The organism is Streptacidiphilus pinicola, assembly GCF_003258295.1.
Classification (GTDB): Bacteria; Actinomycetota; Actinomycetes; order Streptomycetales; family Streptomycetaceae; genus Streptacidiphilus; species Streptacidiphilus pinicola.
Genome location: NZ_QKYN01000145.1, coordinates 1 through 23,525, shown reverse-complemented (window position 1 = coordinate 23,525; position 23,525 = coordinate 1). Strand labels below are relative to the sequence as shown.

General features: G+C 71.9%; 22 protein-coding genes, 1 tRNA gene and 1 riboswitch. Of the genes, 18 read left to right on the top strand and 5 right to left on the bottom strand.

Features of this window, described 5'->3' with window-relative positions:
- Positions 1-29 precede the first annotated feature (29 nt).
- The 5 genes from DN069_RS31675 (at position 30) to DN069_RS31655 (ending at position 4,717) form a co-directional block, all read left to right on the top strand.
- Positions 30-938 carry a DMT family protein gene (locus DN069_RS31675; RefSeq protein WP_243639991.1) on the top strand — a complete coding sequence of 303 codons (909 nt, stop codon included), beginning with the start codon at positions 30-32 and terminating at the stop codon, positions 936-938.
- A gap of 129 nt (positions 939-1,067) precedes the next feature.
- The gene (locus tag DN069_RS31670) at positions 1,068-1,739 is read left to right on the top strand and encodes a SurA N-terminal domain-containing protein (protein WP_111506677.1); all 672 of its coding nucleotides are present in this window, start codon (positions 1,068-1,070) and stop codon (positions 1,737-1,739) included.
- Positions 1,740-1,749: 10 nt separating this feature from the next.
- Entirely contained in the window at positions 1,750-2,790 is a 1,041-nt protein-coding gene (locus tag DN069_RS31665) for a nucleoside triphosphate pyrophosphohydrolase (RefSeq protein ID WP_243639989.1), read from the top strand.
- Positions 2,790-3,488 (top strand): endonuclease V, encoded by a 699-nt coding sequence (locus DN069_RS31660; RefSeq protein WP_111506676.1) that lies wholly within the window; start codon positions 2,790-2,792, stop codon positions 3,486-3,488. Before DN069_RS31665 ends, DN069_RS31660 begins: the two co-directional genes overlap by 1 nt.
- Positions 3,489-3,715: 227 nt before the next feature.
- A complete protein-coding gene (locus tag DN069_RS31655; protein WP_111506675.1) occupies positions 3,716-4,717 on the top strand; it encodes an LLM class F420-dependent oxidoreductase in 1,002 nt (333 codons plus the stop codon).
- Between the two features lie 105 nt (positions 4,718-4,822).
- Here DN069_RS31655 and DN069_RS31650 read toward each other — a convergent pair whose 3' ends face one another.
- Positions 4,823-5,617 carry an SDR family oxidoreductase gene (locus tag DN069_RS31650; RefSeq protein ID WP_111506674.1) on the bottom strand — a complete coding sequence of 265 codons (795 nt, stop codon included), beginning with the start codon at positions 5,615-5,617 and terminating at the stop codon, positions 4,823-4,825.
- A 145-nt stretch (positions 5,618-5,762) separates the two neighbouring features.
- Between DN069_RS31650 and DN069_RS31645 the strand changes: the two genes are divergently transcribed.
- On the top strand, positions 5,763-7,004 hold the full coding sequence (locus DN069_RS31645; protein ID WP_111506673.1) for a cytochrome P450 family protein: 1,242 nt from the start codon (positions 5,763-5,765) through the stop codon (positions 7,002-7,004).
- On the opposite strand, the gene DN069_RS31640 is transcribed toward DN069_RS31645, so the two are convergent.
- Positions 6,991-7,191, bottom strand: a complete 201-nt coding sequence (locus DN069_RS31640) for a hypothetical protein (protein WP_111506672.1) — start codon at positions 7,189-7,191, stop codon at positions 6,991-6,993. The two genes, DN069_RS31645 and DN069_RS31640, sit on opposite strands and share 14 nt — an antisense overlap.
- 259 nt (positions 7,192-7,450) lie before the next feature.
- Here DN069_RS31640 and DN069_RS31635 point away from each other — a divergent pair, with 259 nt between their 5' ends.
- From DN069_RS31635 to DN069_RS31595, 9 genes are all read left to right on the top strand, one after another.
- Entirely contained in the window at positions 7,451-8,266 is an 816-nt protein-coding gene (locus tag DN069_RS31635; RefSeq protein ID WP_111506671.1) for a GntR family transcriptional regulator, read from the top strand.
- On the top strand, positions 8,263-8,943 hold the full coding sequence (locus DN069_RS31630; protein ID WP_111506670.1) for an HAD family hydrolase: 681 nt from the start codon (positions 8,263-8,265) through the stop codon (positions 8,941-8,943). The genes DN069_RS31635 and DN069_RS31630 overlap by 4 nt, the downstream gene beginning before the upstream one ends.
- A 139-nt stretch (positions 8,944-9,082) precedes the next feature.
- The gene (locus tag DN069_RS31625; protein WP_165845725.1) at positions 9,083-10,078 is read left to right on the top strand and encodes an aminoglycoside phosphotransferase family protein; all 996 of its coding nucleotides are present in this window, start codon (positions 9,083-9,085) and stop codon (positions 10,076-10,078) included.
- Between the two features lie 221 nt (positions 10,079-10,299).
- Positions 10,300-10,461, top strand: a riboswitch (cyclic di-AMP (ydaO/yuaA leader).
- 3 nt (positions 10,462-10,464) lie between these two features.
- Positions 10,465-11,142 carry a transglycosylase family protein gene (locus tag DN069_RS31620; protein WP_111506668.1) on the top strand — a complete coding sequence of 226 codons (678 nt, stop codon included), beginning with the start codon at positions 10,465-10,467 and terminating at the stop codon, positions 11,140-11,142.
- Between the two features lie 148 nt (positions 11,143-11,290).
- A complete protein-coding gene (gene eno, locus DN069_RS31615) occupies positions 11,291-12,571 on the top strand; it encodes a phosphopyruvate hydratase (protein ID WP_111506667.1) in 1,281 nt (426 codons plus the stop codon).
- Positions 12,572-12,662: 91 nt separating this feature from the next.
- On the top strand, positions 12,663-13,061 hold the full coding sequence (locus tag DN069_RS31610; RefSeq protein WP_243639987.1) for a septum formation initiator family protein: 399 nt from the start codon (positions 12,663-12,665) through the stop codon (positions 13,059-13,061).
- Positions 13,062-13,125: 64 nt separating this feature from the next.
- On the top strand, positions 13,126-13,680 hold the full coding sequence (locus tag DN069_RS31605) for a DUF501 domain-containing protein (protein ID WP_111506666.1): 555 nt from the start codon (positions 13,126-13,128) through the stop codon (positions 13,678-13,680).
- Positions 13,681-13,682: 2 nt separating this feature from the next.
- Positions 13,683-14,582, top strand: coding sequence for a Ppx/GppA phosphatase family protein (locus DN069_RS31600; RefSeq protein WP_111506680.1), 900 nt, complete (start codon positions 13,683-13,685; stop codon positions 14,580-14,582).
- A gap of 362 nt (positions 14,583-14,944) precedes the next feature.
- Positions 14,945-16,306, top strand: coding sequence for an NAD(P)/FAD-dependent oxidoreductase (locus DN069_RS31595; RefSeq protein ID WP_111506665.1), 1,362 nt, complete (start codon positions 14,945-14,947; stop codon positions 16,304-16,306).
- Between the two features lie 170 nt (positions 16,307-16,476).
- On the opposite strand, the gene DN069_RS31590 is transcribed toward DN069_RS31595, so the two are convergent.
- Both DN069_RS31590 and DN069_RS31585 read right to left on the bottom strand, forming a co-directional pair.
- Positions 16,477-19,029 (bottom strand): ABC transporter permease, encoded by a 2,553-nt coding sequence (locus DN069_RS31590; RefSeq protein ID WP_111506664.1) that lies wholly within the window; start codon positions 19,027-19,029, stop codon positions 16,477-16,479.
- Between the two features lie 21 nt (positions 19,030-19,050).
- The gene (locus tag DN069_RS31585; RefSeq protein WP_111506663.1) at positions 19,051-19,809 is read right to left on the bottom strand and encodes an ABC transporter ATP-binding protein; all 759 of its coding nucleotides are present in this window, start codon (positions 19,807-19,809) and stop codon (positions 19,051-19,053) included.
- A gap of 356 nt (positions 19,810-20,165) precedes the next feature.
- Here DN069_RS31585 and DN069_RS31580 point away from each other — a divergent pair.
- Positions 20,166-20,247, top strand: a tRNA-Leu gene (locus DN069_RS31580).
- A gap of 59 nt (positions 20,248-20,306) precedes the next feature.
- Here DN069_RS31580 and DN069_RS31575 read toward each other — a convergent pair.
- Positions 20,307-20,525: a DUF4287 domain-containing protein gene (locus DN069_RS31575; protein WP_424556348.1), complete on the bottom strand. Its 219-nt coding sequence runs from the start codon at positions 20,523-20,525 to the stop codon at positions 20,307-20,309.
- 141 nt (positions 20,526-20,666) lie between these two features.
- Between DN069_RS31575 and DN069_RS31570 the strand changes: the two genes are divergently transcribed.
- Both DN069_RS31570 and DN069_RS31565 read left to right on the top strand, forming a co-directional pair.
- Positions 20,667-20,957 carry a hypothetical protein gene (locus DN069_RS31570; protein WP_111506661.1) on the top strand — a complete coding sequence of 97 codons (291 nt, stop codon included), beginning with the start codon at positions 20,667-20,669 and terminating at the stop codon, positions 20,955-20,957.
- A 113-nt stretch (positions 20,958-21,070) separates the two neighbouring features.
- Positions 21,071-23,413, top strand: coding sequence for an ATP-binding protein (locus DN069_RS31565; protein WP_111506660.1), 2,343 nt, complete (start codon positions 21,071-21,073; stop codon positions 23,411-23,413).
- Positions 23,414-23,525: the final 112 nt, after the last annotated feature.

Genomic DNA, 23,525 nt, shown 5'->3' with positions numbered 1-23,525 from the left:
CGCCCAAATCGGACCGATAGGCTCGGAGTATGTTGTTCGGACTCGTCATGGCGCTCGCCGCCGCGCTCTGTTTCGGTTCGGCCATGGTGCTGCAGGCGCTCGGCGCCCAGGCGCACTCGCCGGCCGGGGAGGGCGGTGGGCTGCTGGGGACGGTCCGGGCGATGGTGAACGTCCCGTTCGTCTGCGGGCTCGGACTGGACCTGCTGGGCTTCGTGGCGCAGCTGATCGCGTTGCGGTCCCTGCCGCTGTACGTCGTGCAGGCCGCGCTCGCGGGCGCGCTCGCGGTGACGGCGGTGCTCGGCGCGGCCGTGCTGCATCTGCGGCTCGGGAGGGCCGAGTGGGCCGGCGTGGCCGGCGTCTGTGCCGGCCTCGCGCTGCTCGGGGCGACCGCGGGCAAGGAGGGCGACAAGCACCCGGGCATGGCGCTGCACTGGACCATGGTCGCCGCCGTCGTGGTGATCGCCGTGGGTGGCGCGGTCGCGTGGCGGCTGAAGGAGCCGGCGCGGGCGGCCGTGATGGGGACGCTGTGCGGGCTGGGCTTCGGCGTGGTCGGACTCTCGGTCCGGCTGCTGCCGGCCGTGCACGGCACGGACCTGGTGCCGCTGCTGAAGGAGCCGGCGACCTACGCGCTGCTCGGTGGAGGCGCGGTCGCGTTCATCTTCATGACGGAGGGCGTGCGCGGCGGCAAGGTGACCACGGCGACCGCGGCGATGGTGCTGGGCGAGACCGCGCTGCCCGCACTGCTGGGCGTCATCCTGCTCGGTGACCGGACGCGTCCGGGGCTGCTCTGGTTGGCGCTGCTCGGTTTCGCCGTCGCCGTGGCCGGCGCGCTGGCGCTGGCCCGCTTCGGCGAGGTCGCGCCGCCGGAGGCGCACGGCGCCCCGGCTCCGGAGGGCGATCCCGCGACAGCGGACGCGCGGGAGCGCCAAGCGCACTGAACCGCCCGCCCGGGGGACTAAACGGGCGTGCTTCGCGTGCCCTCTGGTGCGGGCGACGCCTGCGTGGGACCGTGATCTGCGGCACACGCACCGGACGCATCGGACGGACCGTCAGTCGCAGGAGGCCCCGTGAACCGCACCCGCACCGCCCTGTTGGCGCTGCTCGCCACGATCACCCTGCCCGGCCTCGCGGCCTGCTCGGGGAGCGGGACCGCGGGCACCGCGCACACCGGCTCGGCTGCGGTCGTCGGCGCCCAGCGGATCAGCGTCGCCACCGTCGAGGACCAGGTCTCCGCGTTCCGCGCGGCCGCGCCCGCACAGGGCGGCGGACCCGGCTCCAGCCAGCCCTTCGGGCAGGACTCGGCCGGGTTGCCCAGCAACGTGCTGGCGTTCCTCATCCAGGCGCAGCTGGTCCAGACGGCCCTCGACCAGAAGGGCCTGCAGGTCTCCGCCACCGACGTGGAGGCGCAGGAGGCGCCGTACCTGCGGAGCGCGGGCGGGGAGCAGCAGCTGGCGGCGCAGTTCGTCAGCCAGCTGGGGCTGCCGCCGCAGGACCTCGAGCCCTACTTCCGCTGGCGTGCCGGCCGGGACGCCCTGCTGCAGAACGCCGGCGGGGCGAGCCTCACGGACCCGAACGCGCAGATCGCCAAGCTGGACGACCTGCTCCGGCCGGTCGCGGCGAGCCTCGGGATCTCGGTGAACCCGCGCTACGGCAGCTGGGACGCGACCAGCCTGAGCCTGGGCAACGCCTCCCAGCCGTGGATCAAGCAGGTGTCCCAGGACGGCGCGGGGCAGGGGTAGGTTTCCCTGTGTGGCCCCCAGCGATATTCAGCACAGCGATGCACTGACCGAAGCCCCGTCGAGCCCCGGACGGCTGGTGCTGCTGAGCACCACCCACCGGGTCGCACCCGGCCTGCTCTCCGGCTCCGCCTGGCAGACCCTGCACGCGGCCGACCGCGTGCTGGCCGGGGACCCGGCCCACCCGCTGCTCGGGCCGCTGGCGCAGAGCGGGGTCGCGGTGGAGGTGCTGGACGTGCCGGCCTACGCCCGTGCCCGCACGCTCGCCGAGGCCGCCGCGGCCGCCGTCGTGGTCTGGCTGGTCGCCCCCGACGGCGACCCGGGGCTGACGGACGCCCTGGCCCGCTTCGCGGTCGAGGGCGCGGAGACGCCGGGCGTGGTCGTGCCGGAGCTGGAGCTGTTGCCCGGCTCCTACGACCTGCCGGGCGCCCGGCTGCTGGACCTGGTCACCGTGATGGACCGGCTGCGCTCGCCCGGCGGCTGCCCCTGGGACGCCGAGCAGACCCACGAGTCGTTGGTGAAGTACCTGGTCGAGGAGGCCTTCGAGCTGGTCGAGGCGATCGAGGAGGGGGACCGGGCGACGCTGCGCGAGGAGCTCGGCGACGTGCTGCTGCAGGTCTTCTTCCACTCCCGCATCGCGCAGGAGCACGCCACCGACCCGTTCTCGATCGACGAGGTGGCCGGGGACATCGTCGACAAGCTGATCTACCGTCACCCGCACGTCTTCGCCGACCGCAGCGCGGACACCGCCGAGCAGGTCGAGGCCAACTGGGAGGAGCTGAAGGCGGCGGAGAAGCAGCGCGCGTCCGCCACGGACGGCATCCCGTTGGGCCAGCCCGCCCTCGCCCTCGCGGCCAAGCTGCACTCCCGCGCCACCAAGGCGACGGTCCCGGTCGAGCTGCCCGAGGCGGCCGAGTCCGACTTCGGCGCGCGGCTGCTGCGGCTGGCCGCCGAGGCCCAGGACGCGGGTGTGGACCCGGAGGCGGCGCTGCGTGCCGCCGCCCGTGGCTACCGGGACGCGATCCGCGCGGCCGAGGCCGGCCAGGAGAACTGATGCGGCTTCAGCGCGAGCACCCCTGGCCGGCCACGGAGGCCGAGGCGCTGGCCGTGCAGGCGGAGCTGCGTCCGCTGGTCCGGGCCGTTCCGCTGCCGCGTCCGCCACGGCTGATCGCCGGGCTCGACGTCGCGTACGTCGGCGCGCACGGCTCGGCGGACGACGAGGTCGCGGCGGCGGTCGTGGTCCTGGACGCGGCGACGCTGGAGCCCGTGGAGCGGGCCACGGCGGTCGGCACGGCCGGATTCCCGTACGTCCCCGGGCTGTTCGCGTTCCGCGAGCTGCCGGTGCTGATCCGCGCGCTGGAGCGGCTGACCACCGCGCCGGACGTGCTGCTCTGCGACGGCCAGGGGCTGGCGCATCCGCGCCGCTTCGGCCTGGCCTGTCACCTCGGCGTGCTGACCGGCGTCCCCACCCTCGGGGTGGCCAAGACGCCGCTGCTGGGGGAGTGGACCGAGCCGGGCCCCGAACGCGGCGCGACCGCCGACGTCCGCGACTCCGGCGAGCTCGTCGCCCGCGTGCTGCGCACGCAGACCGGCGTCAAGCCGGTGACGGTCTCGGTCGGGCACCTGATCGACCTGGACGGCGCGACGGAGCTGGTGCTGGCTGCCGCGCCGCGCTACCGCCTGCCGGAGACGATCCGGCTGGCCGACCGCCTCTGCCGCGACGCCGTCGCAGCCGTCGCGGGCCCGGCCTGATCCGTAAGAGAGGCCCCAGCTCCCGCACAGGATCATGACCACGGCCGCGACCAGGGTCAGCGCGGCCGGCAGCGCCAGCAGCAGCGCGCCGACGGCGGACCAGGCGGAGGGCGGCGGTGCCTCGGTCACCTGACGGTGCGTCCTCGCCGACCCCGTTTCACCTGGTTGGGTGTTCGTCACAGTCGTCCCCTCTTGCCGGTGCCCCGACGACATGGTGGCATCGGCCCATGACCGCCACCCCCACAGCCCCCGCCCGCTGGGGCCTCACCTTCCCCCTCGACGGTATTCCGCTGGCCGCGCAGCGGGCCCTGGTCGAGTCGCTGCCGGACCTCGGCTTCACGGACCTGTGGTCGATGGAGACCGCCGGCGCGGACGGCTTCACCCCCCTGGCGCTGGCCTCCGTCTGGGCGCCGCAGCTGCGGCTCGGGACCGCGATCGTGCCCGTTCACACCCGTGGGCCCGCGCTGCTGGCGATGCAGGCCGCCGCGCTCGCCGAGGCCGCGCCGGGCCGGTTCCAGCTCGGGATCGGGGCGTCGTCGCCGGTCATCGTGCAGGACTGGAACGCGATCCCGTTCGAGGAGCCGTACCGGCGGAGCCGGGACGTGCTGCGTTTCCTGCGGGCCGCGTTCACCGGGCAGCCCGTCACGGAGGAGTTCAGCACCTTCTCCGTGCGCAGGTTCCGGCTGGACCGGGTCCCCGCGCACACCCCGCCGGTGCTGCTGGCCGCGCTGCGGCCGGGGATGCTGAAGCTGGCCGCGCGCGAGGCCGACGGCACCATCCTCAACTGGCTTGCGCCCGAGGACGTCCCGAAGGCGCGCGCCGTCTTCGACGCCGAGGCCGGCCCCGACCACGGCAAGGAGGTCGTGGCGCGGATCTTCGTCTGCCCGACCGAGGACGCCGTCTACGCCCGCGCGCTCGGCCGGCGCCTGATCGCGGCCTACCTCACCGTGCCCGCCTACGCGGAGTTCCACCGCTGGCTGGGCCGCGGGGACGCGCTGGAACCGCTGTGGAAGAACTGGGCGGCGGGCGACCGCAAGACCGCCGCCGCGTCGGTCCCGGACGAGGTCGTGGACGCCCTGCTGGTCCACGGTTCGCCGGAGTACTGCCGTGAGCGCATCAGCGCCTACGCGGCCAACGGCGTGACGGTACCGGTCCCCGCCCTCCTCCCCACCCCTGACCAGGGCGCGAGCGCCCTGGCCGCGGCGGTGAAGGCCGTCAGCCCGGCCTGACGTCCGGGGCCGTCAGTCGTTGGTGAGGGCCGGCGTGGTGGTCTTGGCCGCCGCGCCGGCCGGCTCGGCGCGGTCCTCGGCCGCCGAGGGCGTCCTGAGGCGTCCTCAGGCGCCGAGCTGCGGCAGCGAGGCGACCGCCTTGCGCATGCCGGTCAGCCAGGCGTCGCGGTCCGCGGTGCGGTGCTGTTCGTAGGTGGCGACCTCCTCGTGCGGGAGGATCAGGAACCGCTCCTCGGCGAGGCCCCGGACGACCGACTCGGCGACGTCCTCCGGCTCGATCAGCTCGCCGAAGGCGGTCAGCACCGCGCGGACGTCGTCGCGCGCGGTCATCGCGCTGCGCACGCCCTGCGGGCACAGCGCGCTGACGCGGATGCCCTGCGCGCCGTAGGTGACGGAGAGCCACTCGGCGAAGGCGACGGCGGCGTGCTTGGTGGCCGTGTAGGCGGCGTCGCCGGGCATCTGCAGCAGGCCGGCCGCGGAGGCGGTGTTCAGCAGGTAGCCGTGGCCGCGCTTCAGCATCCCCGGCAGGACGGCGCGCGCGGCATAGACGTGGGCCATCACGTTGATGTCCCAGTTGGCCTGCCAGGCCTCGTTCGCGGCCTCGATGCCGGCGCCGCTGCCGATGCCGGCGTTGCTGCAGAACAGGTCCACCGGGCCGAGGTGCTTCTCGGCGGTGTCGACCAGCGCGCGCACGTCGCTCTCGCGCGAGACGTCGCTGGCCACGCCCACGGTGTGGCAGCCGGCGCGGTCCAGCTCCTGGGCCAGGTCCTCGACCTTGCCGCCGTCGAGATCGGCGAGCAGCAGGCCGCGCACGCCCTCCGCGGCGAACCGCCGTGCCAGCGCCGCGCCGATGCCGCCGGCCGCGCCCGTGATGACGGCGACAGCGCCCTTCAGCTCCATGCCCCGAACCCCTTTTCCCGCGCCTCGTCGCGCGTCACGTCCCGGACCCCCGCACGGCCCGATCGCTGCGGGCGATCGTAAGCTCACTACTCGTGGGTTCGACAGTGTGTCTCTGCCCACCTTGCCGAACGGTTAACGTCGGGGGGTGCACCCGTCTCTCCCGCCCACGCTCTTTTCGCACGATTTCGCAGCGAATCCTTACCCCGCCTACGCCTGGCTGCGGGAACACGAACCGGTGCGGTGGACGACGCTCCCGAGCGGGGTCGAGGCCTGGTTGGTGACGCGGCACGAGGACGCGCGGCAGGCGCTGGCGGACGCCCGGCTGAGCAAGAACCCGGCCAAGCACAGCCTGCAGGCGCACCGCAGTGGCCGCGTCGGCATCCCGGGGGAGCGCAGCGCCGACCTGATGACTCACCTGCTCAACATCGACCCCCCGGACCACACCCGGCTGCGCCGGCTCGTCTCGAAGGCGTTCACGCCGCGCCGGGTCGCCGCGTTCGAGCCACGTGTGCGGGAGATCACAGACCGCCTGATCGACGGGTTCGCGGAGCGGGGCTCGGCGGACCTCATCCACGAGTTCGCCTTCCCGCTGCCGATCTACGCCATCTGCGACCTGCTCGGCGTCCCGCGGGAGGACCAGGACGACTTCCGCGACTGGGCGGGGATGATGATCCACCATGGCCAGTCCCCGCGCGGCGGCGTCGGGCGGGCGGTGAAGAAGATGCGCGGCTACCTGGCCGAGCTCATCCACCGCAAGCGGGCGGACCTCGGCGACGACCTGATCTCCGGCCTGATCCGGGCCAGTGACCACGGCGAGCACCTGACCGAGAACGAGGCCGCGGCGATGGCCTTCATCCTGCTCTTCGCCGGCTTCGAGACCACGGTCAACCTGATCGGCAACGGCATGTACGCCTTGCTCACCCACCCCGAGCAGCGGGCGCTGCTGCAGACGTCCCTGGACCGCGGCGAGACCGCCCTGCTGGCGTCCGCCGTCGAGGAGCTGCTCCGCTTCGACGGCCCGGTCGAGATCGCCACCTGGCGCTTCGCCACCGAGCGGCTCACCCTCGGCGGCCAGTCAATCGCCCCGGGCGACCCGGTCCTCGTCGTCCTCGCCGCCGCCGACCGCGACGCCTCCCGCTTCCCCGACCCGGACACCCTCGACCTCGCCCGCCGCGACAACCCCCACATCGCCTTCGGACTCGGCATCCACTACTGCATCGGCGCCCCCCTGGCCCGCCTCGAAGCCCAGTACGCCCTCTCCGCCCTCCTCCGCCGCCTCCCTGACACCACGTTGGCCGCCGACCCAGCTGCACTTCGCTGGCGCGGCGGCCTCATCATGCGGGGGTTGCGACAGCTGCCGGTGGAGTTCTCCGTCAGCGGTGGTTGAGCAGCACGTACAGCGCGAACAGCGTGATGCAGAGCTGCGCACCCTGGGCGTACTGCCTCTTGAACAGTGCCGTGGCCGCCAACAGGGCGAAGGCCAGGCCGGGGACGTGCCGGGTGACCCACCACTCGACGAGCAGGAAGATCGCGAGTGCGGTGGCGACACCGGGTGGGCGGAACAGGGACTTCATGGACTTCCTCCTCAGAACCCGTACCGGCTCAGGGGAGGGGGAGACACGGACGCCAGACAACGTCGGCTGAGCGCCGGGATACTGCTTCCCCCGTATCGGCCAGAGCCTCGGTCAACTTGGCGCCAGTTGACTGAGATGACCTCCACTATGGGGATTGTCCCGAAGTTGACTGATCAATAAACTGACGACAGGTCAACTCATGGTGACTGGTTCCCGACTGGCTCAAAACGGGTAGTCGAATGGCGGGAGGTGGCGGGTCATGAACGCGGAGCCGGAGACGGCGACGCAGCGGATCGCCGCAGCGCTACGCGAGCAGATCAAGGGAATGCGGGTGGGCCAGCGTCTGCCGTCGCGAGCGGCGTTGGCCCAGAGGCTGGGGGCTGCGCCGTCGACGGTGCAGAAGGCCCTGGCCGAACTGCAACGCGAGGGCCTGATCGAGACCGGTCGGGGAGCCCGCGCCGTGGTCGCCGACCAGCAGGGACTGCCGGCCCGCGAGATCCTCGACCGGCTGCTGGAGATCGCGCTGGCCCAGAAGGAGCTGCGGGTCGACTACTTCGGCTTCACGGCCGAGACCCTGGCCAAGGTGCTGGTGCCCCGGCTGCGAGAGGCTGAAGAGCAGGCAAGCCTCCCCGACTCCGTCCACCTGCGTCTGCTGCTCCCGTCGGCGGAGGCGAAACTGGCCCTCCCGTACGCGATGGCCGACCTCAGCGATCCTCGGCCGCGCGAGCGGTTCCATGCCATCCTCAGGACCCAGATCGCGGCGCTCGGCGCCCAGTTGGCCGAGCTGACGGTGCGCAGGCCGGACGCGCGGCTCACTCTGGAGGTCCGCTACATCCCGCTGACGCCGACGCACAAGTTCTACCTGATCAACGATCGCGAGGCCTGGCAGGGCCTCTACAAGGTCATCTCGGCGACCGTCCCGCTGCCGACGCGCGCGGGCGGCTCGGAGAACGTCAGGATCCGCGACGTGGTGGGAATGAACGCCCCGCTGGAGCCGCATGACTACGAGATCGCCCGAGAGTGGTTCGACTCGTACTGGAGCGGTCCGGCCGCCGACTCCACACTTGAGATGTGAGTGAACCGCTGCTGCGAGGCGTCCAGGCTGTCTTCTTCGACTTCGACGGACCCCTCGTCGAGCTCTTCAGGAACCACGATGCCCAGGGCATAGCCGACCGAATATTCGATGCCGAGAAGTCTCTGACGCGCTCCGACTTCCGCCGCCCGAACGACCCGCACGCGGTGGTCGCACAGTTGCCCGAGCTCTATGCGCAGGACAGTGACCTGGTGGCCCGCGTGGAAAAGCTGCTCACCGGTGAGGAGCTCCTCGCCGCGCGGCATCCCGGGCGCATCGCCGGAGCATGCGAACTCGTGCGCGCGCTGCACGAACGCGGGATCCTGCTCGCGGTGACCAGCAACAACTCTCCCGAGGCGATCCAGGTCTGTCTCGGGCCCGGCGGCATCCTCGGGGCGGTCGGCGAGTGCTTCGAGGGCAGGATCTCAGGTCGGGATCCGGATCCCCGCCTGATGAAGCCGCACCCCTCCTGCGTGGAGCGGGCGATCGGGAGTGTCGGCCTGCCGGCGTCGAAGTGTCTGCTGATCGGGGACTCCGTCTCCGACATCGAGGCGGCCGATCGGGCGGGGGTTCCGTTCCTCGGTTTCGCGGCCTCGACCAGGGCCCTGAAGCGGTTGGCCGAGCGGGGCGCCCCGCTCGTCCGGAGCCATGTCGAACTCTTGCGCGCAATGGGCCCTTGAGCTGGACTGCAATCGGGCTACATTCTCTCGTTCGGGAGGTCCGGCCCGGTGGGATTGCCACTAGCCTTGGCTGTCCAAGATGAAGAGTCCCGGGTCCTCCTACGCCGCTGAGATCGCAACCGAGTTGTCTGCTGCTTGGGTGCGGTTGCGAACACCCACGTTCCGCGGCTTCCACAACGTCACCTACCTGACGACGGCGGACAGCGGCGAGCAGGCGAGCATTCTTCGGGAGCGGCGTCCGGCGCCCGTTCTGGTGCCGCGGATCTGGCCGGACGAGGCCGAGGTGCTCCGCTCTCTGGAGGGTGCGGGCATGGAGCTCGCACCAAGGGTGCTCTGGGCCAGTGCGGACGGGACGCTGCTGTGCCTGACCTTCCTCCAGGGGGAGTCTCCTGCCCCCGAGGCTCACGTGCGGGCCAAGATCGGGGACTGCTTCAAGTCCATCGTGGCGGTGCCCCGCGAGCGGATGCCGGAACTGCCGCTCGACTGGCCCGAGGACGGTGACACCGGTGGTTTCCTGCAGTGGCTGGCGATGTTCGCCGAGGACACGGTCGACCGCGGGACGCGCAAGGAGCTCGGCACGCTGCTGGAGGAGCTCGGGATCCCCGACGGGGTGATGACCGGGTATCGGGAACGACTTCCGCGGCTGAGGCCGAGACCGTTCGCGCTGCTCCACGCCGATCTGCACCGCAACAACCTGGTGCTGGGCCTCGACGGGGAGCTGCGGATCATCGACTGGGAGCATGCGATGATCGGCGACCCCGTGCACGAGTTGGCCGTTCACCTACGGCGCTCGGCCTACTCGAAGGTGCACTGGCAGGGCGTCGTGGAGACCTGGCGAGCAGCCGTCTCCGCTGTCGACGCCCGGTTCGCCATGGGGGTGGACCGCGACCTAGGGCACTACCTGGATTTCGAGCGGGCCCAGTCCGTCTTCCCCGATGTGTTGCGGGCGGCCAAGAGCCTCGGTGCCGAGGTGGAGGCGCCGGCTCTGCGCCGTGCGGTGCAGCGCATCGGCCTGGCCCTTGCCGCCGCGGCCGAGCCGCTGGACCTGCGTCAGCTCCCGGATGCCGCCCGGATCGAGAAGGTGCTGCGGGACTGGCACCACGTCACCCGAGCCGCGGCCCGAACGGGCTCGTAGCGGCTCCCCGCATCGTGTGCCGTAACGCAGCTCACATCTGATGGGGCGCCAGGGGGAGAGTGGCAGGTCAGGCCGGGCATTTCGGTGAAGTGTCGGAAGTGTGCGAAGCACCGGAAGTCGTGTCGCGATTGAGATTCATGTGAAAACCTGCCTAGCCTCCGTGAAGTTCGCAGCAGCGGACACCGTCGTACGGGACGCCGAGTCCTGTCCACCGTGCGGCGGCTTGCGTCGAGTTGACGACCGGACAGGAGCGGGGGACCCAGGTAGGTCGCCGGACGTGCGCAGGAGCGCGGACGGCTTGGGGTGAAGACGCGTGAGCGTCCGGGCCAACCTCTGCGGCCCGAACCCGACAGCTCACCTCGCAGGCGTCGGAGGGGACCTTTCGCATGCTCCTTTCTGGCACCGGCCGTCACCGTCGTATCCGGGTCAACAAGGCCAAGGCCATCGTGGCCACCACCTCCGTCGCCGGCGCCGCCGTGGCGCTGCCGCTGATCGGCGCCTCCGGCGCCAGTGCGGCGTCCGTGTCGACCTGGGACCGGGTCGCGCAGTGCGAGAGCGGCGGGGACTGGTCGATCAACACCGGCAACGGGTACTACGGCGGCCTGCAGTTCTCCGCGTCCACCTGGCGCGCGTACGGCGGTGGGGCGTACGCGTCCAGCGCCGACCAGGCGTCCAAGGCCGCGCAGATATCCGTCGCCGAGCGGGTGCTCGCCAGTCAGGGCCCCGGCGCCTGGCCGGTGTGCGGGCCGCAGGCCGGTCTGCAGCGGGGTGGTCCGGCCCCCGTGGTCGACACCTCGGCGGGTTCGTCGCACGGGACGTCGCACGGCACCACGCACCACCGGCCCGCGCCGAAGCCGAGCGCGCCGAGCAAGGCGAAGCCGTCGGTGCCCGCGCGTCATGGCGGCTCGGGGAACTACACCGTCAAGCCCGGTGACACCCTGTCGAAGATCGCCGCCGCGCACCACATCCTCGGTGGCTGGCAGAGGCTGTACGCGGAGAACCGTTCCGTCGTCGGCGGGAACCCGAACCTGATCTACGTCGGTCAGCACCTCGAGGTGAAGTAGCCCGGCGGGCCTCCGGCAGCCGCTACCGGCGGGTAGCGGCTGCGCCGCGTTTCGCCAGGCAAGACAGGCTCAAGGGCCTGAGGGGTGCGGACCGGTGCAGCGGCTAGGCTCATGGCGTAACAACCCGCATCCCCCTGAGGAGACAGTTGTGCCGTCTATCGACGTCGTCGTAGCGCGGGAGATTCTCGATTCGCGTGGCAACCCCACCGTCGAGGTCGAGGTCGGCCTCGACGACGGCAGCACCGGCCGCGCGGCCGTGCCGTCGGGCGCCTCCACCGGCGCCTTCGAGGCCCTGGAGCTCCGTGACGGTGACAAGTCCCGTTACGGCGGCAAGGGTGTGGAGAAGGCCGTTCTCGCCGTCATCGAGCAGATCGGCCCGGAGCTGGTTGGCTACGACGCCACCGAGCAGCGGCTGATCGACCAGGCGATGCTCGACCTGGACGCGACCGCGGACAAGTCCTCGCTGGGCGCCAACGCGATCCTCGGCGTCTCGCTCGCGGTCGCGCACGCCGCCTCCGAGGCCAGCGACCTGCCGCTGTTCCGCTACCTGGGCGGCCCCAACGCCCACGTGCTGCCGGTCCCGATGATGAACATCCTCAACGGCGGTTCGCACGCGGACTCCAACGTGGACATCCAGGAGTTCATGATCGCCCCGATCGGCGCGGAGTCCTTCTCCGAGGCGCTGCGCTGGGGCGTCGAGGTCTACCACACGCTCAAGGGCGTGCTGAAGGCCCGCGGCCTCTCCACCGGTCTGGGCGACGAGGGCGGCTTCGCGCCGAACCTCGACTCCAACCGCGAGGCGCTGGACCTGATCGTCGAGGCGATCAAGGAGGCCGGCTACACCCCCGGCCGTGACATCGCGCTGGCCCTGGACGTCGCCGCCTCCGAGTTCTACAAGGACGGCGCCTACCAGTTCGAGGGCAAGCCGCACACCGCCGCCGAGATGACGGCGTACTACGCCGAGCTGGTCGCCGCGTACCCGCTGGTCTCCATCGAGGACCCGCTGTTCGAGGACGACTGGGACGGCTGGAAGACCATCACCGCCGAGCTCGGCGACAAGGTGCAGCTCGTCGGCGACGACCTGTTCGTCACCAACCCGGAGCGCCTGTCCCGCGGCATCAAGGAGGGCATCGCCAACGCCCTGCTGGTGAAGGTCAACCAGATCGGTTCGCTGACCGAGACCCTGGACGCCGTCGAGCTGGCCCAGCGCAACGGCTACCGCTGCATGATGTCGCACCGCTCGGGTGAGACCGAGGACGTCACCATCGCCGACCTGGCCGTCGCCACCAACTGCGGCCAGATCAAGACCGGTGCCCCGGCCCGCTCCGAGCGCGTCGCCAAGTACAACCAGCTGCTGCGCATCGAGGAGATCCTCGACGACGCCGCCGAGTACGCCGGCCGTGGCGCGTTCCCGCGCTTCAACGGCTGACACGTACCTCCGACGCCTCGTCGTCTTCACCCTCTAGGGTGGGGGCGGCGGGGCGTCGTCGCGCCCGCGCGGGGTACGGGAGGGAAGATTCGTGGCCAACCAGCAGCAGGTCCGGAGGCGGCCTCGGCTCACCGGCCGGGCGGCGGTGCTGGCCCTGGTGGTGTGCGCCCTGGTGGCGGCCCTCGCCTATCCGATGCGGCAGTTCATCGCCCAGCGCTCGCAGATCGACCAGCAGCGTGCGGCGCAGCAGCAGGCCCAGCAGCAGGTGGACGAGCTGCGCCGGGAGAAGGCCCGCTGGCAGGACCCGGCCTTCGTCGAGGCGCAGGCGCGGCAGCGCCTCCACTTCGCCTTCCCGGGCGACACCCCGTTCTCGGCCGTGAACCCCTCGCCCACCCCCACCACCTCACCGACGGCGCAGCAGCAGGCCTCGCAGCCCTGGTACCAGAGCCTGCTCGGCTCGCTCGACGCGGCGGACCACCCCGCGCACTGACGAGACCGCACTGCCGAGACCGCGCTGACGAGACCGCACTGCCGAGACACTGAAGAATAGAGACATGTCGCACGACCACCCCCCTGTTGCCGAGCCCGTCTCCGAGGCCGACCGTGCCGCCGTCGAGGCGCAGCTGGGACGCGTTCCGCGCGGCCTGCGCGCCGTCGCCCACCGCTGCCCCTGCGGGCTGCCCGACGTGGTCGAGACGGCCCCCCGCCTGGAGGACGGCACGCCGTTCCCGACCCTGTACTACCTGACCTGTCCCCGTGCCGCCTCGCTGATCGGCACGCTGGAGGCCGACGGGATGATGAAGGAGCAGACGGCCCGCCTCGCCGAGGACCCGGAGCTCGCCGAGGGCTACCGCAAGGCCCACGAGGACTACATCGCCCGCCGCGACGCGATCGAGGTGCTGGAGGGCTTCCCGAGCGCCGGCGGCATGCCGGACCGGGTCAAGTGCCTGCACGTGCTGGTCGGCCACTCGCTGGCGGCCGGCCCCGGAGTGAACCCGCTGGGCGACGAGGCGCTGGCGGCGCTGCCGGAGTGGTGGCGCAAGGGCCCGTGCGTCTGCGCGGACGGCAGTGACGGCAGTGACAGCGCGGACGCGGGGGAGTCGGAGTGAGCCTGACCCGGGTGGCGGGTGTCGACTGCGGCACCAACTCGATCCGCCTGCTCGTCGCCGACCTCGACCCCGCCACGGGCGAGCTGCACGAGCTGGACCGGCGGATGACCATCGTCCGGCTCGGCCAGGGCGTGGACCGCACCGGCCGGCTCGCGCCGGAGGCGCTGGAGCGGACCTTCGCGGCCTGCCGCGACTACGCGGCCGTCATCCGTGAGCTGGGCGCGACCAGGCTGCGCTTCGTGGCCACCAGCGCCTCGCGCGACGCCGAGAACCGGGACGAGTTCGTCGCCGGCGTCCGCGAGATCCTCGGGGTCGACCCGGAGGTCATCAGCGGGGACGAGGAGGCGCAGCTCTCCTTCACCGGCGCGACCAAGGAGCTGAACGGCGAGGGCGGCCCGTACCTGGTCTTCGACCTGGGCGGCGGTTCGACGGAGTTCGTGCTCGGCACGGACCGGGTCGAGGCGGCGCGCTCGGTCGACATCGGCTGCGTGCGGATGACCGAGCGGCACGGCGAGGACTTCGACGCGATGCGCGCCGACATCGCCAAGGCGCTGGACGAGGCGGCCGAGACCGTCCCGCTCGACAGCGGCGCGACGCTGGTCGGCCTGGCCGGCACGGTCACCACGGTGGCGGGCATCGCCCTCGGGCTGCCCGAGTACCGCAGCGAGCTGATCCACCGTTCCCGGATCCCCGTCGCGGACGTCCGGGCCGTCGCCGAGCGGCTGCTGGCGTCCACGCACGACGAGCGTGTGGCGATCCCCGTGATGCACCCTGGACGGGTCGACGTGATCGTGGCCGGGGCCCTGGTCCTGCTCGCGATCATGGAGCGGACGGGCGCCCCCGAGCTGGTCGTCAGCGAGCACGACATCCTCGACGGAATCGCCTGGAGCACACTGCTCTGACGCCTGGTCGGGGCGTGTCCGAGGCCTTCCGCACGCCCCGCCGGCGTGCCGCCGAAGAATGTTCGTGAATTTCTTCACATGGAGTTCCCGCCGCTTGGGTGGCCGGCTGGGGCGCTTCGTCCGAATTGTGGGACTGAAGGCGCCCCGGCGGGCCCGGCCGCCGGATCAGAGGTGACGCGCCGCAATCGCACGCACAATCGCAATGAGGCCGTCGAGCTGCGGAAATTCACAGCATGGCGATCATGGGTGTGAGGGGACCCCCGGGGCCCCGAAGCGGGGGCGCGAAGTGTAGCAGGTGCTGTCCAGACCCCTGTGAGCAGGCCCACAAATGCCAGGCAAGGAGGGGGTGGATACTTTCGGATATGAGCACCACGGAGCGTCCTCGCATCTTGATTGTCGGCGGTGGCTACGTCGGCCTGTATGCCGCGATGCGCATCCTCAAGAAGATGCGCTACGGGGAGGCGACCGTCACGGTCGTCGACCCGCGGTCGTACATGACGTACCTGCCCTTCCTCCCCGAGGCGGCCGGCGGCAACGTCGCGCCTCGCAACCTCGTCGCCCCGCTGCGCCGCGTCCTGAAGAAGGCCGAGGTCCTGACGGGTCACGTCACCTCGGTCGACCAGGACCGCAAGGTGGCCACCGTGCACCCCGCGGCGGGCGACCCCTACGAGATCCCCTTCGACTACCTCGTCGTCGCGATGGGCTCGGTGTCCCGCACCTTCCCGATCCCGGGTCTGGCGGAGCACGGCATCGGCATGAAGTCGGTCGAGGAGGCCATCAGCCTCCGGAACCACGTCGTGGCCCAGCTCGACCGCGCCGAGTCCACGACCGACGAGGCGGTGCGCAAGCAGGCGCTGACCTTCGTCGTCATCGGTGGCGGCTTCGCCGGCATCGAGACGATCGCCGAGATCGAGGACATGGCCCGCGACTCGGCGAGCATCTACCACAACGTGAAGCGTGAGGACATGCGCTTCATCGTGGTCGAGGCCGCCAACCGCATCCTCCCCGAGATGGGCCCGGACCTCGGTCTGTGGACCAAGGAGAAGCTCGAGGAGCGCGGCATCGAGATCTACATCGAGACCTCGATGGAGTCCTGCGTCGACAAGCACGTGGTGCTGAAGAACGGCGTCGAGGTCGACGCCTCCACCATCGTGTGGACCGCCGGCGTCAAGCCGAACCCGGCGCTGGCCAACTTCGGCCTCCCGCTGGGCCCGCGCGGCCACGTCGACACCGCCCCGACCCTGCAGGTCCAGGGCTTCGACAACGTCTGGTCGGCCGGCGACAACGCCCAGGTGCCGGACCTCGCCGTCGGCGAGGGCGCCTGGTGCCCGCCGAACGCGCAGCACGCGGTCCGTCAGGCGCTGGTGCTCGGTGACAACGTCATCTCCGGCATGCGTGGCTTCCCGCAGAAGGAGTACAAGCACAAGAACCTCGGTGCGGTCGCCGGTCTCGGCCTGCACAAGGGTGTGGCGATCCTCTTCGGCAAGTACAAGCTGAAGGGCCGTCCCGCCTGGTGGTTCCACCGCCTGTACCACGGCAGCCGCGTGCCCACGATGAACCGCAAGGTTCGCGTGTTCGCGGACTGGACCCTGGCGATGTTCCTCAAGCGCGAGACCGTCTCCCTGGTGGAGATGGAGACGCCGCGCGAGGTGTTCGTGGAGGCCGCCGCTCCCGCCCCGGTGGTCCCGGTTCCGGCGCCGGCCAAGGAGAAGGTCTCCGCCTGACGGCCCCAGGGCCGGTACCGCTCCGGCCCGCCTCACAGCCCGGCAGCGTCGCCGGACCACAGACCGTGGTGCTCATGACCGGCACCGCTGCCGAAAGCGCCCCCGCCCGTTCCCACGGGCGGGGGCGCTGGCACGTCCGGCCCCGAACGGGCCGAGACGTGGGTCGGACGTCAGTCCGTCTTGATCGCGCCGAGGATGTCGAGGCGGGCGGCGCGGCGGGCGGGCCAGAGGGCGGCGAGCAGGCCGACGGTGGCGCCCAGGGCGATGAAGAGGGCCAGGCGGCTCCACGGGAGGACCGTGGTGAGGCCGGAGAGGTCCGACTTCAGGAGGTTGTTCGCCGCCCAGGCGAGGAAGGTGCCGATGCCGACACCCATCGCCGCGCCGAACACCGCGATGACCACGGACTCCAGACGCACCATCCGCTTGACCCCGCGCTTGTCGAGGCCCACCGCCCGCAGCATGCCCAGCTCGCGCTTGCGCTCGAAGACCGACATCGCGAGCGTGTTGACCACGCCCAGGATGGCGATCAGGACCGCCATGCCCAGCAGCGCGTAGAGGATCGTCAGCATCATCGAGATCAGCGAGCTGAACTGGTCGATCATCTGCTGCTGCGACTGCACCTTGATCAGCGGGTTGAGGCCCGTCGCGTCGCGCAGCGCCTGCTCGTTGGCGGTGCTGGCGCCGTCGTCGGACTTGACCAGGACGACGTTGTAGAACGGCGCCGTGGTGTGGCCCGCCAGGGCCTGCTCGCTCAGCATCGCGGGGCCGAGCAGGTCGCTCTTGGGGTAGACGCCGCCGACGGTCAGCGTGCCCGAGGTGCCGTTCGGGTACTCCACCGGCACGCTGCTGCCCACGTGCAGGCCACGGCTGCCGGCCTGGTCCGCGTCGATGAGCAGCTGGCCCTGCTTGAAGGCGTCGGTCGTGCCCGAGGTGAGATCGGGCGCGACCACCTGGTCGAAGGTCGCCGCGTCGAAACCGCTCAGCGAGAGCTGCTTGCCGTCGAGCGTGACGTACTGCGAGTCGATGACGCTGGCGGCGCTGACGCCCTTGGCCGACTTGACCTCGGAGACCAGCGTCGGCGTGATCGGGTAGCCGAGCTCGCTGCTGACCGCGTAGTCCGCCTTCATGTTGGAGGTGACCTGGTGGGTGATGGTCGTCGTGATGGACGAGCCGATCACGGTCAGCGCGGTGATCAGGGTGACGCCGATGGTCAGCGCCGAGGCGGTGGCCGCCGTGCGGCGCGGGTTGCGGATCGCGTTCTGCTTGGCCAGCGTGCCGCTGATGCCGAAGAGGCGGCGGAACAGCGGGCCGACCGCCGCGATCAGCGGACGCGACAGCAGCGGGGTGAGCACGAAGACGCCGAGCATCACCAGCAGCGCGCCGAGCGCGACCGGCATCCGGCCGGAGCTGCCGCCCTGGGAGACCCCGAGCAGCACCACGCCGACGCCGAGGCCCGCCAGCACCAGACCGATGCTGTTCCGCACCACCAGGCTCTTCTGCGAGGCCGGCTGGTCGTTGCTGCTCATCGCCGCCACCGGGGGGACCCGGGAGGCGCGCAGCGCCGGGAAGAGCGCGGCGAGCGCGGTGACGACCGTGCCGACGGCCAGCGTGATCAGGGCCGTGGACGGGGTGACCGTCAGGCCGCCGGCGGGGATGTTGCCGCTGGAGCCGGCCCAGGCCTTGAGCGCCGCGCCGATGCCGACACCCACGCCGAGACCGACCGCGGAGGCGGTGAAGCCGACCACCAGCGCCTCCCACAGCACCGAGCGCCGCACCTGCTTGCGGCTCGCGCCGAGGGCGCGCATCAGCGCCAGCTCCCGGGTGCGCTGGGCGATCAGCATGGTGAAGGTGTTGGAGATCAGGAAGATGCCGACGAAGAGCGCGATGCCCGCGAAGAACAGCAGCGCCGTCTTCATGCTGGACGAGCCGTTCTCCACCGCCGTCTTGGCGTCCGCCGTCAGCGCCGCCCCGGTGTGCAGGGTGATGTTGCCGGTGTGCGGGACGACCTGCTCCATCTCCTGCTCGAGCGCGGTCTGGCTGGTGCCGGGCTTGGCCTGGGCGTCGATCCACGCGTACTGGCCGGGCGCGGTGTACAGCTTCTGCGCCGTCGCCGTGTCGAAGAGCACCAGCGAGCCGTCGGCGTTGAGTGCCGGGTCGTTGGAGGTGAAGATGCCGGAGACGGTCAGCTGCATGACCGGGCCGTTGACGGCGACACGGAGCGTGTCGCCGACCTTGAAGCCGTTCTTCTGGGCGGTGCGCTGGTCGATGGCGACCTGCGTGGCGCTGTTCGGGCCGGTGCCCTGGGCCATCGGGTAGCGCGGGTCGGTGCCGCCGGAGTCGGGGCTCCAGTTGGTGCCCTGGGTGGAGCCGCGCTGGCCGATCAGGTTCCCGTTCGGGTCGGATATCCCGGCGAAGCCCTGGACCGTGCCGACCGCGGTGGCGGTGCCCGGCAGGGCCTTGATCCGGCGCAGGGTGGCGTCCGTCAGCGGCTTGTTGTCGCTGTTGTTGTCGGCGGCGCGGCGGCCCTCGCCCGCGGCGCTGTTCTCGACGCGGGCCGAGACGTGGTCGTAGTTGTGCGAGAGGCTGTTCTTCAGCGCGGTGCTGACCGAGTCGGAGAAGACCAGGGTGCCGGCCACGAAGGCGGTGCCCAGGACGACGGCCAGCATGGTCATCAGCAGCCGCCCCTTGTGGGACAGCACGTTGCGCAAGGCGGTCTTGAACATGAGCTCTTCCGTCTCCGTCGCTCAGCTCGTCCGGCCCTTGGCGTCGAACGCGCGCATGCGGTCCAGGACGCTGTCGGCGGTCGGGGCGTGCAGCTCGTCGACGATCCGGCCGTCGGCCAGGAAGACGACGCGGTCCGCGTAGGAGGCGGCGACCGGGTCGTGGGTGACCATGACGATGGTCTGGCCCAGCTCGCGCACGGAGGAGCGCAGGAAGCCCAGGATCTCCGCGCCGGAGCGGGAGTCGAGGTTGCCGGTGGGCTCGTCCGCGAAGATGATCTCCGGCCGGGAGGCGAGGGCGCGGGCGCAGGCCACGCGCTGCTGCTGGCCGCCGGAGAGCTGGCTGGGCCGGTGGCCCAGGCGGTCGGCGAGGCCGACGGTGGCGATCACGCGGTCCAGCCACGCCTTGTCGACCTTGCGGCCGGCGATGTCCATCGGCAGCGTGATGTTCTCCAGCGCGGTCAGCGTCGGCAGCAGGTTGAACGCCTGGAAGACGAAGCCGATCTGGTCGCGGCGCAGCTTGGTGAGCGCCTTGTCCTTGAGGCCGTTCAGCTCGACGTCGCCGATCCTGGCGGAGCCGGCGCTGACGCTGTCGAGGCCGGCCATGCAGTGCATCAGGGTCGACTTGCCGGAGCCGGACGGCCCCATGATGGCGGTGAACTCGCCCCGGTAGAAGTCCACCGAGACGTGGTCCAGAGCGGTCACGCGGGTGTCGCCGGAGCCGTAGACCTTGGACAGGTCCGAGGCCCGAGCTGCGGCGGTGCGCAGGGCAGTGGTGGTCACGGTGGGACTCCGAAGGTCGGGACGAGCGGATGGGGACGAACGAAGCGCGGCATTTCTCAGCGCTTCTTCATCCTCTCCGCCGTTCCGGGCCCGGGAGTCGGCCCGAGGAACGGACCCGGGCTCCTTCCCCGGTATGACACCGTCTCCGACTTCTCGGGGACCCCCTAGGGGGTCCCTCTCAGGGGCGCGCTCACCGGCCGGGAGGCCCCGCATCCGGCCCGCAGCCGGCCCGCGCCGGGCGCACGCCCGCTCCGAGCTGGCCTGACGTATTGTCAGAGTCCGGTAAAATGAGTCAACTTCCCTGCATCGATGCACCAGGGGTGCGTCGCTGCGGATAGGCTTTGCCTCGGGAATACGCCCGGATGGTGGAACGCAGACACGGCGAGCTTAAACCTCGCTGGCCGGGAGGCCGTGCCGGTTCGAGTCCGGCTCCGGGCACGGGTCCGCGACCTGGTCTGACATGCTCTGGCCAGGTTGCGGACCCGCAAGGCGTCCGCCTACATCCGCGAGGCCGCGCGACGCAGGTCGAACTCGTGGACGAGGGCCTTGGCGTAGCCGTACGAGATCTCGTACTCGCGCCGGAGCCATTCGATCTTCTCCTCGCAGCGGTGGAGTCCCGGCCCTTCGGCCACGGCACGCAGCCAGTCGTCGATGCTCCGGCCCGTCACGGCGGGGATCCTGGAGATCAGGTTCTGATGGGTCTCTGCGGAGTACATGAGGGTCACTGGGCGCCTCCGATAGAGCGGTCCGTTTCACGACTGTGCCGCAGCGCCGAGGCCTTGGCAACAGTCCGCGTCGTGGCTCCCCGTACCCGTCCGCACGTGCTCTCATCCGCGCTGCGCGGATACGCTCGTTCCATGCCCGATCCGACACCACTTCTCGCCGCCGCCGAGCGTTTGGCGGACCGTTTCCGTGCGATGCCGCAGAGTTCGCTCTCCCGTCAGGCCCCGGCGGGCCTGGTGCTCGCCCGCTCGCTGGCCCGGGCCTCGGGAGCGACGGCGGACATCCCGGACGCGGGGGCGTTCGTGGTGGGTGATCAGATCGCGGTGGCGGCACACGATCTGGCGCTGACCCTCGCCGCCATGGACGGCCCCGAGGCGGACCGGATCCTCGCCGACGCGCTGAAGGCGGTCACGGAGCTCCGCTGACCGGCGGTGACCTGCTATTCGCCTGACACCTGCCCGACCGGGCGTTAGCCTCGACCGCAAACCGTCTCTGACCAGCGGTGGCGGGATGGTGAGCCAAGGAGCCGGGGGGTTCTGTGGTGGCGGGTGGGTTCGGTGCGCTGCTGCGTGAGCAGCGGGTCTCGATGGGATGGAGCCAGGACGAGCTGGCGGAGCGCTCCGGGGTGTCGGCGCGTTCGATCGTCTCCCTGGAGACGGGGCGGCGTCGTCCGCGGCTGTCCTCGGTGGTGCAGCTCGCCGACGCGCTCGGTGTCGACGTCGGTACGCGCTCACAGTGGCTGAAGGCGGCCCGCGACACCCCGCCGGCGACTCCGAGGACCCCCGCCGTCGGCCCGGCCCCGGCCGCTGCCCCGCCGCCGGCGGTCGGCCCCGCTCCGGCCGGGCCCGTCGTCCCGCAGCAGCTGCCCGCGGCGGTGCGTCACTTCACCGGGCGCGTCCGCGAGCTCAAGGAACTCGACGCGCTGCTGACCGAGCAGGCGCGCGGCGGCGGGGCGGTGGTGATCTCGGCGATCGGTGGTACCGCCGGGGTCGGCAAGACCTCGCTGGCCGTGCACTTCGCCCACCGGGTGGCCCACCGCTTCCCCGACGGCCAGCTCTTCGCCGACCTGCGCGGCTTCGACCCGGACAGTCCCGCCCTCGACGCGGCCCGGGTGGCCCGCGGCTTCCTGGACGCGCTCGGCGTGCCGGCCCCTCGCATCCCCGCCGACCCGGACGGGCAGCTCGCGCTCTACCGCAGCCGGCTGGCGGGCACCAGCACCCTGATCGTCCTCGACAACGCCCGCGAGGCGGAGCAGGTCCGCCCGCTGCTGCCCGGCTCCGACAGCTGTCTGGTGCTGGTCACCAGCCGGAACCGGCTGCCCGGCCTGGTCGCCCTCGACGGCGCCGTGCCGCTGGCCCTCGACGTGCTGCCGCGCGAGGAGGCGCTCGAACTGCTCGCCCGGCGATTAGGCCCCGAGCCCGTGATGGCGCAGACGGAGGCGGCCGAGGAGCTGATCGAGCTGTGCGCCCGGTTGCCGCTGGCCCTGAACATCGCCGCCGCCCGCGCGGCCGACCACCCCGGCACCCCGCTCGGCGTCTGGGCGGACGAACTGCGCGGCGCGGGCGCCCGGCTGGACCTGCTGTCCGCCGGGAACGACCACGCGGACGTCCGCGCGGTGCTCTCCTGGTCCTACCGCGCGCTGGATCCGCAGGCGGCGCGCCTGTTCCGGCTGCTCGGTCTGCACCCCGGACCGCACATCCGCCCGGCGGCGGCCGCCGCCCTGGCGGGGCTGCCACCGCAGCGGACCCGCCGCCTGCTGGAGAGCCTCCACCACGCCCATCTGCTCGCCGCGCCGGACCGGGACCGGTACACCTTCCACGACCTGTTGCGCGCCTACGCCGTCGAACAGCTGGCCGACCACGACTCCGCCCAGGAGCAGTCCGAGGCGACGCTCCGGATGCTGGACCACTACCTGCACACCACCCACCACGCCGGCTCCCTGGCCTACGCCGACGACTCCGCATGGCAGCCGCTCGACCCCGAGCCCCCGGCCGCCGGGGTGACGCCCCAGGCGCTGACCGACCGCGGGCAGGCGCTGGCCTGGTACCGCGACGAGCAGCCGGTGCTGCAGTCCATCACCGTCCGGGCCCATCAGGCCGGGTTCGACGACCACGCCTGGCGGCTGGCCGGCACGCAGATGCCCTACCTGCTCAAGTCGGGGCTGTGGCAGCAGTGGCAGGAGGTCGGTGAGATCGCGCTGGCCGCCGCCGAGCGCACGGCGGACCTCGCCCGGCAGGCCCACGCGCATCGCTGGCTCGGTCAGGTGCACCGCTCCCAGGGCCGCCAGCCCGAGGCCCATCGCGAGCTGCGCCGCGCCTACGAGCTGTTCAGCACGCTCGGCGACCGGACGCGTCAGGGCAGGACCCAGCTCGACATCGCCATCGCCCACGGTGAGCAGCAGGCCTACGCGGACGCGCTCGCCGAGGGCCGCCGTGCCCTGGAGCTGTTCGAGGAGATCGACGACCTCTCCGGGCAGGCCCTCTCGCTCAACACCGTCGGCTGGTACCTGACCTTCCTCGGCCGGCCCCGGGAGGCCCTCCCGTACTGCCGGCGCGCGCTGGAGCTGTCGCGCCGGGCCGGCAACCTGCCCGCCCAGGCGTCCATCTGGCACAGCATCGGCTTCGTCCACCACCACCTCGGCGAGTACCAGGAGGCGCTCGCCGCCTACCCGGAGTCGCTGAGCCTGCGCCGGACGCTCGGCGACTACTTCCTCCAGGCCGAGGTGCACACCCACATCGGCGACTCCCAGCACGCACTCGGCGACACCGAGGCGGCGCGCCGCTCCTGGACCGAGAGCCTCGCCATCCTGGAACGCCTCCAGCACCGCGACGCCGACGCGGTACGGGCCCGCCTGGAGAACCAGGCGGGCCCGCGGGAGTGAGTGGAGCGAGTGGCGGTCAGAGGCTGGCCACGACGCGGTCCGCGAGGACGTAGACGGTCTCGGTGTCCGACAGGGCGAAGGTGAGGGCGTGGGCGCCCGGGAGGCGGGAGGT

Bases quoted from the DNA above. Each gene is read 5' to 3' on its own strand.
- DN069_RS31675 (WP_243639991.1), top strand. From the start codon at position 30: ATGTTGTTCGGACTCGTCATGGCGCTCGCCGCCGCGCTCTGTTTCGGT.
- DN069_RS31660 (WP_111506676.1), top strand. From the start codon at position 2,790: ATGCGGCTTCAGCGCGAGCACCCCTGGCCGGCCACGGAGGCCGAGGCG.
- DN069_RS31655 (WP_111506675.1), top strand. From the start codon at position 3,716: ATGACCGCCACCCCCACAGCCCCCGCCCGCTGGGGCCTCACCTTCCCC.
- DN069_RS31650 (WP_111506674.1), bottom strand. From the start codon at position 5,617: ATGGAGCTGAAGGGCGCTGTCGCCGTCATCACGGGCGCGGCCGGCGGC.
- DN069_RS31640 (WP_111506672.1), bottom strand. From the start codon at position 7,191: ATGAAGTCCCTGTTCCGCCCACCCGGTGTCGCCACCGCACTCGCGATC.
- DN069_RS31635 (WP_111506671.1), top strand. From the start codon at position 7,451: ATGAACGCGGAGCCGGAGACGGCGACGCAGCGGATCGCCGCAGCGCTA.
- DN069_RS31620 (WP_111506668.1), top strand. From the start codon at position 10,465: ATGCTCCTTTCTGGCACCGGCCGTCACCGTCGTATCCGGGTCAACAAG.
- DN069_RS31605 (WP_111506666.1), top strand. From the start codon at position 13,126: ATGTCGCACGACCACCCCCCTGTTGCCGAGCCCGTCTCCGAGGCCGAC.
- DN069_RS31595 (WP_111506665.1), top strand. From the start codon at position 14,945: ATGAGCACCACGGAGCGTCCTCGCATCTTGATTGTCGGCGGTGGCTAC.
- DN069_RS31590 (WP_111506664.1), bottom strand. From the start codon at position 19,029: ATGTTCAAGACCGCCTTGCGCAACGTGCTGTCCCACAAGGGGCGGCTG.
- DN069_RS31575 (WP_424556348.1), bottom strand. From the start codon at position 20,525: ATGTACTCCGCAGAGACCCATCAGAACCTGATCTCCAGGATCCCCGCC.
- DN069_RS31570 (WP_111506661.1), top strand. From the start codon at position 20,667: ATGCCCGATCCGACACCACTTCTCGCCGCCGCCGAGCGTTTGGCGGAC.